Raw genomic sequence first — 13,446 nt, forward strand, 5'->3', positions numbered from 1 at the left:
AAGACGCAATGAACCGAAAGTTCGCGATGCTCACAAACACCTGTATCACATACCCGATTTGCTGAAGCGAGGCCAGTTGGTCACGAGTCAGTACCCGAATTTCTTGACGACCATAGAGCGTTGGAACCACCTGATCCCATCCCGAACTCAGAAGTGAAACGATGCATCGCCGATGGTAGTGTGGGGTTTCCCCATGTGAGAGTAGGTCATCGTCAAGATTAAATTCCGAAACCCCAATTGCGAAAGCAGTTGGGGTTTTGTTTTGCCCGCAGGAAAGTGCTTCTCTCGTCAGAGTCAGACGGCACGAGAGTTCCAACCGTCGCCGGGACTGCCATTAGGGAAAATCCTTCTGAAGTGACCACTCGGTTTTTGGTATGGTGCAGCTCGTTTTTTAACGGACTGATGTCATGCCCACGGATCGGCACTCAATTTATGTCAAAGAGTTGCTGTAGAAATGCCTGAACCCATCCCGATCAAGGATCACGAAAAAGAGACGCGTCTGGTCAACAAGCGGTTGATCGCCTGCGCTCTGTTCGTCTTTGCCATCAGTTGCGCGCTGGTGGTACGCCTGTACATCCTGCAAGTGGTTGAATACGACTACCACTCGACCATCTCTGAAAACAACCGCGTGCACGTCTTGCCGATTCCGCCGACAAGAGGCCTGATCTACGATCGCAATGGTGTGCTGCTCGCTGATAACCGTCCCAGTTACAACCTGATCATTACCCGCGAACGCGCCACTGATGTTAATCAGGAGCTGGACGAGGTAATTAATCTGCTGCATTTACCCGCCGAAGATCGTACGATTTTCGATAAGGCCATGAAGCAGTCCCGTCACCCATTCACCCCGGTGACACTGTTCTACGAGCTGACGGAGGAACAAATCGCCGTGTTGGCGGTTAACGAGTTCCGTTTGCCTGGCCTCGATGTCGAGCCGCAGTTCGTTCGGCATTACCCGTTGGGGGCGCACTTCGCGCATTCGATCGGCTACGTTGGCCGGATCAACGAAAAAGAATCCAAGACCCTCGATTCGGTAGAGTACCGCGGCACGCAGTCCATCGGAAAAACCGGTATCGAACGCTTCTACGAAGCGCAACTGCACGGTCACGTTGGCTATGAAGAAGTTGAGACCAACGCCCAGGGCCGAGTATTGCGGGTGCTCAAGCACACCGATCCGGTCCCTGGCAAAAACATCGTTCTAAGTCTCGACGTCAAACTGCAGGAGGCTGCGGAAGCCGCACTGGGCGACCGTCGTGGCTCGGTGGTGGCTCTCGACCCGTCCACCGGTGAAGTGCTGGCCATGGTCAGCAATCCGAGTTTCGACCCGAACCTGTTCGTCACTGGCATCAGCTCCAAGGAATACTCGGCGCTACGCGATTCCATCGACCGCCCGCTGTTCAACCGTGTGTTGCGCGGCCTCTATGCGCCGGGCTCGACCATCAAGCCGGAAGTGGCAATCGCCGGCCTCGATGCCGGTGTCGTGACGCCGCAGACCCGCGTCTTTGACCCAGGCTACTACCAACTCCCGGATTTCGATCACAAGTACCGCAACTGGAACCACAGTGGCGATGGCTGGGTGGACATGGACGCGGCAATCATGCGCTCCAACGACACCTACTTCTACGATCTGGCACACAAGCTCGGCATCGATCGCCTGCACGACTACATGGCGATGTTCGGCCTTGGCGAAAAGGTCTCGCTGGACATGTTCGAAGAGTCGCCCGGTTTGATGCCGTCTCAGGCCTGGAAGCGTGCCACGCGCCGTCAGGCCTGGTTCCCGGGGGAAACGGTGATCCTGGGTATCGGCCAGGGTTACATGCAGGTTACGCCGCTACAACTGGCTCAGGCTACCGCACTGATTGCCAACAAGGGCGTATGGAATCGTCCGCACTTGGCGAAGACGGTCGATGGTGTGGCGCCGGTCGACGAGCACCCGATGCCGAATATCCTGCTTAAAAACCCGCGTGACTGGGATCAGGTCAACCACGGGATGCAGATGGTGATGCACGATGCCCGGGGTATCGCGCGCGCCGCAGCGGCAGGTGCGCAGTATCGCATTGCCGGTAAGAGTGGTACCGCGCAAGTGGTAGCGATCAAGCAAGGCGAGCGCTACAACCGGGAGAAAACCCTCGAACGTCATCGCGACAACGCCTTGTTCGTTGGTTTCGCTCCGGCGGAGCACCCGAAGATCGCCATCTCGGTGATGATCGAAAACGGTGAGGCCGGTGGTCGAGTGGCCGGCCCTGTGGTGCGGCAGATCATGGACGCCTGGTTGCTGGACCAGGACGGCCACCTCAAGCCGCAATACGCGGCGCCGGCCAAGCCGCCGGGTGATCCCCACGTCTAACCCGAGTCAGCTTCACAGCACCGCCTCACGCTGGCTGAGCTGTGAAGCTCTCACGTTTGGGCAACTGACTACTTGCAGCTGTAACCCTCGGGCATCGTGACGCTGTAGTTGCGTTGCATGCGATCCTGGAAGTTCAAATTCTGCAGGCCCTGCTCGACCAGAAACGCTTCGACCTTGGCGGCCTGACAGTCCTCGTTATAAGACGACGCCCGCAGCAGATACACCGTGCGCTTACTCGCCTCATCCCGGGCGGTGACAGTGAAGGTACTGAGGGTGGTGTAGCCGATACGCTCTGACGTTCCCACCGGGCCATAGGTCGTATTGGGCTTACTGGTACAGGTCAGTCGGTCATCTTTCTTCTTGGCGTTCTTGCACACGGTCGTAGTGCTGGTTGGAACTTGCCCATAGTCGGTGGCGGTATAGCGATAAGACACTTGCCGGCTGCCGATATCGAGAGTGACGGTCATTTTGATCGGCGCGTGATTCCTGGGCAGGCTGGCGTCGGTATAAACCTCCTGAAAGCCTCTGTCTTTCAGTGCGTTGACCATGTCGCGAAGATAGTAGCGGGCATTCAGTGCGTTCTCATCGGCGCTGTTGGTCGAGGTCACCAGCACGGTTGCCTTTCGATCGAACGGATAGTCCGGATCAGGTATTGCGTTGAGTGCTACGTCTATTTGCGTGGCGCAGCCGCCAAGCAACGCGGTCAGCATTAATAGGACGCAGAACAAATAACGGGACATGACAAAGACGCCTTGCAACTAAGGATTGAATAAAAGTTAAACGGATGAGGGGGCGATAAATAAACCGCCGCCAGCGGGCTAGTCTTTCTGGTATTCCAGCAGATCGCCCGGCTGGCAATCGAGCGCAGCGCAGAGCTTGTCCAGAGTTGCCATCTTCACGCCTTTGACTTTGCCGTTTTTGAGCAATGACAGATTCGCCTCGGTGATCCCGAGCAGGGCGGCTAACTCTTTTGAACGAATTTTTTGCGTGGCCATGACTACGTCAAGGCGGACAATAATGGTCATTATATTGTTCTATATGTATTGGCTTTGCTCATCGCTGAGTACTTTTGCGTCACGCATGATAATTGAAAAAATACAGAGTAATACGCCTTTGATTATTTCGTAGGCAGAAGCGGAAGACATGCCGATCGAGAACTGGAAAATCCGATCCCCCGGCGGCAGATCTATCGACAACGCCAGACCTTGCAAGGTCTCTATTAGCGGGTAGGTTGCCGGAGAAACGATGCAGAGCACGCCTACTCGCCAGAGAACCCTGATGTTGCGGTCGGTCCAGGTTTCGCCGCGCGACAAGCGCAAAAAGAACAAACCGGTCAGCCATAACGCGTAAGCCGACAGGACCACGGGCAGGAAATCCAGAAAGACGATCAGCGCCGTGACCGTTGATGACAGCCAGGTGTCGGGATCAAGCAGTGCACCTTCGACAAACGGGTCAAGCAATTGCGGCGAGCCCTCAGCAAAGGCATAGAGCAGGCCCGCCAGCATTTCATCCTTTTTGAAGAACCAGATCGTTGCGTTGCCGCCGACCTCCGTTACCCCCAGAACCCAGACGAGAATTGCTGCCAGCAGCCCTATCCAATGCATGCGCTGCAGCGCCAATCCGTTGATGTGAGTACTCATGAAAATTCCTGGTTGCTACAATTTGGTAGCGAATTCTCGATGATAAATTATCTAATTACAATAATTAATTTTTGATTTTGATGCTTGAGCATCCTCTTCTAATCCGGCGCCGCATGGTCGCTCGCATGGTGCGGGGAGTCGGTAGGCTGGCCAGCGCGCCGACAGGTGCTCCGAGTGGGGAATCAACAAACCTGTCGGCGAAACTGAAACCCCTGCGACATCAGGCCCCTGGCACCGGGCAGCTCATGTCACCTTCCTGACACTTCAAATACTGCTTCAGCGCCTCGACCCGCACCTTGGTCACCTCGGTCAGGCAGTTGCTGTAAATCAATGGATAAACACTCCCGCCGTCCACACCGGACGCGGAAAACTTGCACTCGGCATCACGAAAGCCGATCCACGCCCGCTGCGCGCTCACCAGCAGCTTTTTGGCGTCGGCGTTGTCCTTCAAACGACCGGTGATCTGCTGATATACCGCGTTCAATTCCTTGTCCGCCGTCTTGAATTCCTGCCCGGCACACTGATTCATGGTGGCCTGATCGCTGGCGTTGGCGCAGTCGACGGCGGCGTGGGCGAAAGGTGTTAACAGGAAGGGGGTCAGGGCCAGGAGCAGGCGTGGGAGCATGGTTAATCTCACTGTGTCGGATAAAAGTGCAGAGCAGTTTAGCGGCTGTGGTGCGGCTATTCAGGAACTCGCAGTCGGGAGGCTTCGAGCAGGCGATCCGCGGCGGCTGCAATTTCCTCGCCGTCATGAAGTATTTCCAGCCAGTGGGCAGGAATCGCCCGAACGCCATAATAGGCCCCGGCCAATTGACCGACGATCGCGGCAGTGGTGTCAGCATCATCGCCGAGGTTGGCGGCTTGCAGAATCGCCGCTGTAAAACTGTCGGTGTGATGAAAACACCACAGCGCGGCTTCCAACGACTCAACGCTGTAGCCGCTGCCACGGATATCATTGACTGATTTGGCCAGATAATCTCCCCGAGCAATTGCGGCAACTTTAGGCTCAGTGAAAGCTGAGCGCGGCAGCCTGCACAGTTCGTTTTTGCAGGTACCGAACAGCGCGTTGGCGATCAGTTCGGCAAACAATTGACAGCATTCGATGGCTTCAGGGGCCGCGTGGGTTGTCCGCGAACTGTCGCTGGCGAAGTTGCGGATCTGCTGGACGTCAGGGAAGAAAAACAGCACCACTGGCGCCAAACGCATGAGCGAGCCGTTGCCGGCGGTAAACGGGTCGGTTGACCCGGCAAAGGGCTGACCGGTTTGCTGATACTGCGACAGTGCCTGACTGACCGTCATGCCAATATCGAAACAATCCCCCGTCGAGCTCAGATATCCCCACCGCCACCAGTTCAGATAGCGCCCCATCTGGTCCGCCGCATCGAATGCGTTTTTGCTCAGAAGACTCTCCGCCAGGCAAAGCGCCATCGAGGTGTCATCCGTCCATTGCCCGGGCTTCAAGTGAAAGGGGCCACCGCCGACCATGTCCGTCAGCGGCTGGAATGAGCCTCGTGGCTTGAACTCCACCGTGGTGCCGACGGCGTCGCCGCAAGCGAGACCGAGCAGAGCGCCGCGATAACGTTCGGATAGAGATGGCTGCATGCTTCGTCCTTGTTTGTTTCCATTTCGCTGGAAAAGGTAACAGGTTCAGCGAGAGGGTTGCGTCAGTCATTCACTCATTCAACGATCGGAAATGCCGCCGAATGTTTCCTTTGGACTGAACAGGTGCAGCCCTTTGATACAACTTCAGGTTGGACATGTGGTCATACAAGCCTACTGTTCAAAACAGGAGGTGACTTATGAAGCCGGTACCCAATAGTTTCGAACGCAAAATCACGCTGAAGGCGCCGCGTTCTTATGTCTGGCGCGCATTGGTCGATGCCGAGGCTTTTGGCCAGTGGTTTGGTGTGGCGCTGGAGGGCAGGAGGTTCATTGCCGGGGAATGGACGCAAGGGCAGGTCACGTATCCTGGTTATGAACACGTGTTGTGGAACGTGCTCGTCGAGCGGGTCGAGCCACAGCAGTTGTTTTCGTTTCGCTGGCACCCTTACGCAGTCAATCCAAAGATCGACTATTCACAGGAGCCGACGACGCTGGTCAAGTTCGAGCTGCAGGATTACGAGGGCGGCACTTTGCTCAAAGTGTCCGAGTCCGGCTTCGCGCACATTCCCGACGTGCGGCAGAAGGAGGCGTATTACATGGACAGCCGTGGCTGGGAGGAACAGCTGAGTCGACTTGAACAGTTTCTCGCCGAAAGCGCCAAGACCCGCGAGCGTGATGGTGACTGACTGCGCAATCTTCGAACCCTGGTTGCAACGCTGGGCGCTGGTACCGGACGGTGAGCCGATCATCACCCCCGGCAGCCGTCTGTTGCCGGTGCGTTTTGGCGAAACGCCGGCCATGCTCAAGGTTGCGCTGGATACCGACGAGCAATTCGGCAATCGACTGATGACTTGGTGGGACGGTGAGGGCGCAGCGCAGGTGCTGGCCCATCACGAGGAAGGTTTGTTGCTGGAACGGGCCATGGGCCGGCGTTCGTTGATGCACATGGCGCTCAACGGTGAAGACGACGAAGCCACGCAGATCATGTGCACGACACTAGCGCGCTTGCATGCGCCGCGCCCGACGCCGCCACCGCCGCTGGTGGAGCTGGCACCGTGGTTCGCCTCGCTGCGCGTGGCCGCGGCCGAACATGGCGGGACCTATGCCCTGAGCCTGCGAGCGGCTGAAGCCTTGCTCGCAGATCCGCAGGACGTGGTGGTGCTGCACGGTGACATGCACCACGACAATGTTCTCGATTTCGCTGCACACGGCTGGCTCGCTATTGATCCCAAACGAATACGCGGCGAGCGCGGTTATGACTACGCCAACCTGATCTGCAACCCGGACTTGCCGACGGCTGGCGATTCACAGCGATTGCGCCGGCAGGTTGAGGTGATCGTCGAGGCGTCCGGGCTTGATCGCCGACGCTTGCTGCAATGGGTGCTGGCGTTTGCCGGATTGTCGGCCGCCTGGTTCCTGGAGGACGATGCGCAGCAACAGGCTGCCCAACAGCTGCAGGTCGCGCAAATCGCCGCTTGCCTGCTGGATGACTGAGAGGGCTAAGGGTTTTCGGAAGGGCTGGTATAGCGAATGTCTTACACGCGGTGGTAGCTTTTGCGACTATTGCCGATTGGATCCACCGCGTAATCTACACCCATCAACTGAGACACAGGGAGTGTTTCAGGATCACGGATGATCGACCATAGCAAGGATCGCTGCCGACAGGGAGTCGATAATGGTCTTGGGAAAAACCCGCTTCGGCGGGTTTTTTTTCGCCTGCAGAAAAGTGCTTGTGTCGAGCATCTGTAGCGAGGGGATTTATCCCCGATGGGTAGCGAAGCGACCCAAAAAAGGGCCCGCTGCGCAGTCCATCGGGGAAAAATCCCCTCACCACAGGAATCAAGCAATCAAGAGGCGATCAGCTGCCGCAACACGTAGTGCAGAATCCCGCCCGACTTGAAGTACTCCACCTCATTCAATGTATCAATGCGGCACAGCACCTCGATTTTCTCCTGGCGCCCGTCTTCACGGGTGATCACCAGCGTCAGGTTCATGCGCGGGGTCAGCTCGACACCGGTCAGGCCCTGAATATCCAGGGTTTCCTTGCCGGTGAGGTTCAGGCTCTTGCGGTTCTGATCGAGCTTGAACTGCAGCGGCAACACGCCCATGCCCACCAGGTTGGAACGGTGGATACGCTCGAAGCTTTCAGCGATCACCGCTTTGACGCCCAGCAGGTTGGTGCCTTTGGCCGCCCAGTCACGGCTGGAGCCGGTACCGTATTCCTGACCGGCGATCACCACCAGCGGCGTGCCCGAGGCCTGATACAGCATGGCGGCATCATAAATCGGCATTTTCTCGCCACTCGGGATGTAGATTGTGTTGCCACCTTCTTCGCCGCCGAGCATCTCGTTACGAATGCGGATGTTGGCGAATGTGCCGCGCATCATCACTTCGTGGTTGCCACGCCGTGAGCCATAGGAGTTGAAGTCCCGCGGCTCCACGCCTTTTTCGCGCAGATAGCGCCCGGCCGGACTGTCAGCTTTGATGTTACCGGCAGGGGAGATGTGGTCAGTGGTTACCGAATCGCCCAACAGCGCCAGAACCCGCGCGCCCTTGACGTCGGTGATCACCGGCAAAGGTCCGGAAATGTCGTCGAAGAACGGTGGATGCTGGATGTAGGTCGAATCGTCCTGCCACACATAGGTGGCGGCCTGCGGCACCTGGATCGCTTGCCATTGCTCGTCGCCGGCAAACACTTCGGCGTATTCCTTGTGGAACATCGCGGTGTTCACCTGATTCACCGCCTCGGCGATTTCCTTGCTGCTCGGCCAGATGTCGCGCAGGTAAACCGGATTGCCTTGCTGGTCATTACCCAGCGGTTCAGTGCTGATGTCGGTGCGCACGCTGCCGGCCAAGGCGTAGGCGACCACCAGCGGTGGCGAGGCCAGCCAGTTGGTCTTGACCAGCGGATGCACCCGGCCTTCGAAGTTGCGGTTGCCGGAGAGCACCGACGCCACGGTGAGGTCGGCTTTCTGAATGGCTTTCTCGATCGGTTCCGGCAGTGGCCCGGAGTTGCCGATGCACGTGGTGCAGCCATAACCGACCAGCGAAAAGCCCAGTTGATCGAGGTATTGCGTCAGCCCCGCCGCCTTGTAGTAGTCGGTGACCACTTTCGACCCGGGTGCCAGCGAACTCTTGACCCACGGCTTGCGGGTCAGGCCTTTCTCCACGGCTTTTTTTGCTAGCAGACCCGCCGCCATCATCACGCTCGGGTTGGAGGTGTTGGTGCAGGAGGTGATCGCGGCGATTACCACCGCGCCGTTTTTCAGGCGATAGGTCTGGCCTTCGTATTCATACTCGGTTTCGCCGACCAGATCGGCGTTACCCACGGCCACGCCACCACCACCCTCGCTTTCCAGGCGACCTTCTTCCTTGCTGGTGGGCTTGAATTGCAGGTCCATGAAGTCACTGAAGGCCTGCGCCACGTTCGGCAGCGAAACCCGATCCTGCGGGCGCTTTGGCCCGGCCAGGCTGGCTTCGACGCTGCCCATGTCCAGCGCCAGGCTGTCGGTGAACACCGGTTCCTGACCGGGCAGGCGCCACAGGCCCTGAGCCTTGGTGTAGGCCTCGACCAGTTTCACCACTTCGGCCGGGCGACCGGACAGGCGCAGGTATTCGAGGGTTACGTCATCGACCGGGAAGAAGCCGCAGGTCGCGCCGTATTCCGGGGCCATGTTGGCGATGGTCGCGCGGTCGGCCAGTGGCAGATCGGCGAGACCGTCACCGTAGAATTCGACGAATTTGCCGACCACCCCTTTTTTGCGCAGCATCTGCGTGACGGTCAGCACCAGGTCGGTGGCGGTGATGCCTTCCTTGAGTTTGCCGGTGAGTTTGAAACCGATCACTTCCGGAATCAGCATCGACACCGGTTGGCCGAGCATCGCGGCTTCCGCCTCGATCCCGCCGACGCCCCAGCCAAGTACGCCGAGGCCGTTGATCATGGTGGTGTGGGAGTCGGTGCCGACCAACGTGTCGGGAAAGGCGTAGGTGCGGCCGTCCTCATCCTTGGTCCATACCGTGCGCCCGAGGTATTCGAGGTTGACCTGGTGGCAGATCCCGGTACCCGGCGGCACCACGCTGAAGTTGTCGAAGGCGCTCTGACCCCAGCGCAGGAACGCATAACGCTCGCCGTTGCGCTGCATCTCTATGTCGACGTTCTGTTCGAAGGCGCTCGGGGTGGCGAATTTGTCGACCATCACCGAGTGGTCGATCACCAGATCCACCGGCGACAGCGGGTTGATTCGCTGCGGATCACCGCCGGCCTTGGCCATGGCGGCGCGCATCGCGGCGAGATCCACTACCGCAGGTACACCGGTAAAATCTTGCATCAATACACGGGCCGGGCGGTACTGGATTTCCCGGTCGGAGCGGCGCTCCTTGAGCCAGGCAGCGATGGCCTTGAGGTCGGCGCCAGTGACAGTTTTTTCATCTTCCCAGCGCAGCAGGTTTTCCAGCAGGACTTTCAGCGACATCGGTAGCTGGTCGATATTGCCAAGGCTCTTGGCGGCATCGGGCAGGCTGAAATAGTGGTAGGTCTTATCGTCGATTTGTAGAGTTTTAAGGGTCTTCAGACTATCGAGGGACGGCATTACGATCACTCCTTTGAATCCGCACGGCTACGGATTGAGGGGACGGGCAGAGCTATCAACGTAGCCCTGTTTTCAGTAGCTGGCTAATAACTGGACTCTATGGGCAAGTCCAAGGTTCCGACATCGGCTATCATGCGCCGGTTTTCGTGACAGGCTTTGCTTCACCGCAAGGCTTGAGCAGCGTGCAGGGGCCGAATGTCCGCCCTCTGCCCAGGAGTAAGAATGAACACCCTATTCATGCATTGCCGGCCAGGCTTCGAAGGCGAAGTCTGTTCGGAGATTTCCGACCTCGCCGCCAAACTCAACGTAGCCGGCTACGCCAAGGCCAAACCGGCCACCGCGTACGCCGAGTTTGTCTGCACCGAAGCAGACGGTGCCGAGCGCCTGATGCGCGGCCAACGCTTCGCCGAGCTGATTTTCCCGCGGCAATGGGCGCGCGGCGTCTTCATCAATCTGCCGGAAACCGACCGTATCAGCGTGATCCTCGAGCACATGGCGGACTTCCCGGTCTGCGGCAGCCTGTGGCTGGAAGTGGTCGACACCAACGACGGTAAAGAGCTGTCGAACTTCTGCAAGAAATTCGAAGGCCCGCTGCGCAAGGCGCTGACCGGCGCCGGCAAACTGGTGGACGACGCGAACAAACCGCGCCTGCTGCTGACCTTCAAGAGTGGTCGCGAAGTGTTTCTCGGCATGGCCGACGCCGGCAACTCGGCGATGTGGCCGATGGGCATTCCGCGCCTGAAGTTTCCGCGCGAGGCGCCAAGCCGTTCGACCTTGAAGCTGGAGGAGGCCTGGCACCACTTCATCCCGCGTGATCAGTGGGACGAGCGCCTGCACAGCGACATGACCGGCGTCGATCTCGGCGCAGCACCGGGCGGCTGGACCTGGCAATTGGTTAACCGCGGCATGCTGGTGACCGCCATCGACAACGGCCCGATGGCTGAAAGTCTGATGGACACCGGGCTGGTGCAGCACTTGATGGCCGACGGCTTCACCTTCAAGCCCAAGCAGCCGGTGGACTGGATGGTCTGCGACATCGTCGAGAAGCCGGCGCGTAACGCGGCGATGCTTGAAGAGTGGATCGGCGAGGGCCACTGCCGCGAAGCGGTGGTCAACCTCAAACTGCCGATGAAACAGCGCTATGCCGAAGTGAAGCGCTTGCTCGAACGCATCGCCGATGGCTTCAAGGCGCGCGGGATCAAGGTCGATATTGGTTGCAAGCAGCTGTATCACGACCGCGAGGAAGTGACCTGCCATTTGCGTCGGCATGACATCAAGAAAGCCAAATCCCGCTAAGTCACCACTAAACCCTGTGGAAATGATCTCTGTGGTGAGGGGATAAATCCCCTCGCTACAGATGACTGAGCCCCCGGCAATGCGCGACAATGCCGGCCAGTTTCAGGAGTGAATCATGAGTGAAATGATCGATACCCCGGTAGACGGCACCCTCGACGCCACCGGCCTCAATTGCCCGGAGCCGGTGATGATGCTGCACCAGCACATCCGTGACCTGGTACCTGGCGGCCTGCTCAAGGTGATTGCCACCGATCCCTCGACCCGTCGCGACATTCCCAAGTTCTGCGTGTTTCTCGACCACGAACTGGTGGGCCAGCACGAAGAGGCTGGTACTTATCTGTACTGGATCCGCAAGAAACAAGCCTGACCCTCAGGCAAACGCAAAACCCAATGTGGGAGCGGGCTTGCTCGCGAAAGCGGTGTGTCAGTCACTGTAAATGTCGACTGAAACACCACTTTCGCGAGCAAGCCCGCTCCCACATTTTTTTTATCCTGCGTAAGGGTTTTAGCCGGCGCTGCGACTGATCCGAATACGTTTGCGCGCGCTGCGGGTCAGGCGGATCGACAGCATGAGTGCCGCGCAGCTCAAACCGACGATCAAACCCTGCCACAAGCCGCTCGGGCCACGCGGTTCGCCGAGCCAGTCGGTCAGGCCAAGGGCGTAGCCCACCGGCAGGCCGATGCCCCAGTAGGCGAACAGGGTCAGGATCATCGTCACCCGGGTGTCCTGATAGCCGCGCAGAGCGCCAGCGGCGGTGACCTGGATTGCGTCGGAAAACTGGAACAGCGCCGAGTACACAATCAGCATCGCCGCGATGTGGATCACCGTCGGATCAGCCGTATAGATCGACGCAATCGGCTCGCGCAGCAACAGCATCATGCTCGCCGAAATACAGGCGTAAGCCAACGCAGTGCCCATGCCGACACCGGCGGCAAAGCGTGCTTCACGCGGCTCCTCACGGCCCAAGGCCTGGCCGACACGTACGGTCACCGCCATGCCCAGCGAATACGGAATCATGAACACCAGCGAGCTGACGTTCAGCGCGATCTGATGCCCGGCCACCACGGTGGCGCCGAGGCTGCCGATCAGCAGGGCGATCACCGCGAAGATGCTCGACTCGGCAAACACCGCGATGCCAATCGGCAGACCGATCGCCAGCAGACGCTTGATCACCGCCCATTGTGGCCAGTCGAAACGGCTGAAGATCTCGCTCGAACGATAGGCCGGCGCCCAGCGCTCGTAACCGGCCAGCCCCAGCGCCATGACCCACATCACGATTGCCGTGGCCCAACCGCAACCCACGCCGCCCATGGCCGGCACGCCGAAGTGACCATAGATGAAGATGTAGTTCAGCGGAATGTTCAGCGCCAGACCGCACAGCCCCAGCATCATCGCCGGGCGAGTGCGGCCGATGCCGTCACTGGTGCAGCGCAGCACGTGATAGAACGCCACCGCTGGCAGACCGCTGGCAATGCCGTGCAGGTATTGCATGCACGGGCCGATCAGCTCGGGATCGACCTTCATCAGATGCAGCACCGGTTCGGCGGCGACCAGCATCGCTGTCGCGATCAGGCCCACCACCAGCGCCAGCCACAGCGCCTGACGCACGATCGGGCCGATTTCACTGTGGGTGCCGGCGCCGAAACGCTGAGCGACTTTCGGCGTGGTGGCCAGCAGGGTGCCGGTCATCAGCAGAAACACCGGGACCCAGATCGAGTTGCCCAGCGCTACCGCCGCCAGATCTTTCGGCCCGACGCGGCCGGCCATCACCGCATCGACGAAGCCCATCGCGGTAGTCGCCAGTTGCGCGATGATGATCGGCAAGGCCAGGGCTAGCAGGTTCCTGAACTCCAGGCGAATTCGCGCGGGGCGGGTGAGTGAGGCAGCGAGAGGTTGATCAGTAACAGAATTCACAGGCAAAGCGTCCACAGGTGTTGATGCGCAAGGCGCGGCATTCTACGCCGCTGACGT

12 protein-coding genes and 1 rRNA gene are annotated in these 13,446 nt (G+C 59.0%); 6 read left to right on the forward strand and 7 right to left on the reverse strand.

Annotated elements, in window-relative coordinates; genetic code table 11:
- Window positions 1–102 precede the first annotated feature (102 nt).
- A 5S ribosomal RNA gene (gene rrf / locus CRO59_RS05405) occupies window positions 103–218 on the forward strand.
- Window positions 219–454: 236 nt separating this feature from the next.
- Window positions 455–2,347 (forward strand): penicillin-binding protein 2, encoded by a 1,893-nt coding sequence (gene mrdA / locus CRO59_RS05410; RefSeq protein ID WP_027611428.1) that lies wholly within the window; start codon window positions 455–457, stop codon window positions 2,345–2,347.
- Window positions 2,348–2,415: 68 nt separating this feature from the next.
- Here the strand turns inward: mrdA and CRO59_RS05415 are convergent, their stop codons facing one another.
- The 5 genes from CRO59_RS05415 to CRO59_RS05435 all read right to left on the reverse strand — a co-directional run bounded on the left by CRO59_RS05415 (window position 2,416) and on the right by CRO59_RS05435 (window position 5,589).
- The gene (locus CRO59_RS05415) at window positions 2,416–3,087 is read right to left on the reverse strand and encodes a hypothetical protein (RefSeq protein WP_097088530.1); all 672 of its coding nucleotides are present in this window, start codon (window positions 3,085–3,087) and stop codon (window positions 2,416–2,418) included.
- Between the two features lie 78 nt (window positions 3,088–3,165).
- On the reverse strand, window positions 3,166–3,372 hold the full coding sequence (locus CRO59_RS05420) for a helix-turn-helix transcriptional regulator (RefSeq protein WP_003226632.1): 207 nt from the start codon (window positions 3,370–3,372) through the stop codon (window positions 3,166–3,168).
- A 9-nt stretch (window positions 3,373–3,381) separates the two neighbouring features.
- On the reverse strand, window positions 3,382–3,987 hold the full coding sequence (locus CRO59_RS05425; RefSeq protein ID WP_095140016.1) for a DUF2975 domain-containing protein: 606 nt from the start codon (window positions 3,985–3,987) through the stop codon (window positions 3,382–3,384).
- Between the two features lie 220 nt (window positions 3,988–4,207).
- Window positions 4,208–4,612 (reverse strand): lysozyme inhibitor LprI family protein, encoded by a 405-nt coding sequence (locus tag CRO59_RS05430; RefSeq protein WP_097088532.1) that lies wholly within the window; start codon window positions 4,610–4,612, stop codon window positions 4,208–4,210.
- Between the two features lie 56 nt (window positions 4,613–4,668).
- On the reverse strand, window positions 4,669–5,589 hold the full coding sequence (locus CRO59_RS05435; RefSeq protein WP_097088534.1) for an ADP-ribosylglycohydrolase family protein: 921 nt from the start codon (window positions 5,587–5,589) through the stop codon (window positions 4,669–4,671).
- Window positions 5,590–5,786: 197 nt separating this feature from the next.
- Here CRO59_RS05435 and CRO59_RS05440 point away from each other — a divergent pair, with 197 nt between their 5' ends.
- Together CRO59_RS05440 and CRO59_RS05445 are read left to right on the forward strand one after the other, a co-directional pair.
- The gene (locus CRO59_RS05440) at window positions 5,787–6,275 is read left to right on the forward strand and encodes an SRPBCC family protein (protein ID WP_025111040.1); all 489 of its coding nucleotides are present in this window, start codon (window positions 5,787–5,789) and stop codon (window positions 6,273–6,275) included.
- Complete coding sequence (locus CRO59_RS05445; protein WP_371917804.1) at window positions 6,265–7,083, forward strand: aminoglycoside phosphotransferase family protein; 819 nt, start codon at window positions 6,265–6,267, stop codon at window positions 7,081–7,083. Before CRO59_RS05440 ends, CRO59_RS05445 begins: the two co-directional genes overlap by 11 nt.
- Before the next feature lie 353 nt (window positions 7,084–7,436).
- On the opposite strand, the gene acnA is transcribed toward CRO59_RS05445, so the two are convergent.
- Window positions 7,437–10,178, reverse strand: a complete 2,742-nt coding sequence (gene acnA / locus CRO59_RS05450; protein ID WP_097088535.1) for an aconitate hydratase AcnA — start codon at window positions 10,176–10,178, stop codon at window positions 7,437–7,439.
- 222 nt (window positions 10,179–10,400) lie between these two features.
- Between acnA and rlmM the strand changes: the two genes are divergently transcribed.
- On the forward strand, window positions 10,401–11,474 hold the full coding sequence (gene rlmM / locus CRO59_RS05455; RefSeq protein ID WP_027611436.1) for a 23S rRNA (cytidine(2498)-2'-O)-methyltransferase RlmM: 1,074 nt from the start codon (window positions 10,401–10,403) through the stop codon (window positions 11,472–11,474).
- Window positions 11,475–11,589: 115 nt separating this feature from the next.
- Complete coding sequence (gene tusA / locus CRO59_RS05460) at window positions 11,590–11,841, forward strand: sulfurtransferase TusA (RefSeq protein WP_003226616.1); 252 nt, start codon at window positions 11,590–11,592, stop codon at window positions 11,839–11,841.
- A gap of 138 nt (window positions 11,842–11,979) precedes the next feature.
- Here tusA and CRO59_RS05465 read toward each other — a convergent pair whose 3' ends face one another.
- Window positions 11,980–13,389 (reverse strand): MATE family efflux transporter, encoded by a 1,410-nt coding sequence (locus CRO59_RS05465; protein ID WP_097088537.1) that lies wholly within the window; start codon window positions 13,387–13,389, stop codon window positions 11,980–11,982.
- Window positions 13,390–13,446 lie beyond the last annotated feature (57 nt).

This window comes from Pseudomonas sp. LAMO17WK12:I5 (assembly GCF_900215165.1).
GTDB lineage: Bacteria > Pseudomonadota > Gammaproteobacteria > Pseudomonadales > Pseudomonadaceae > Aquipseudomonas > Aquipseudomonas putida_A.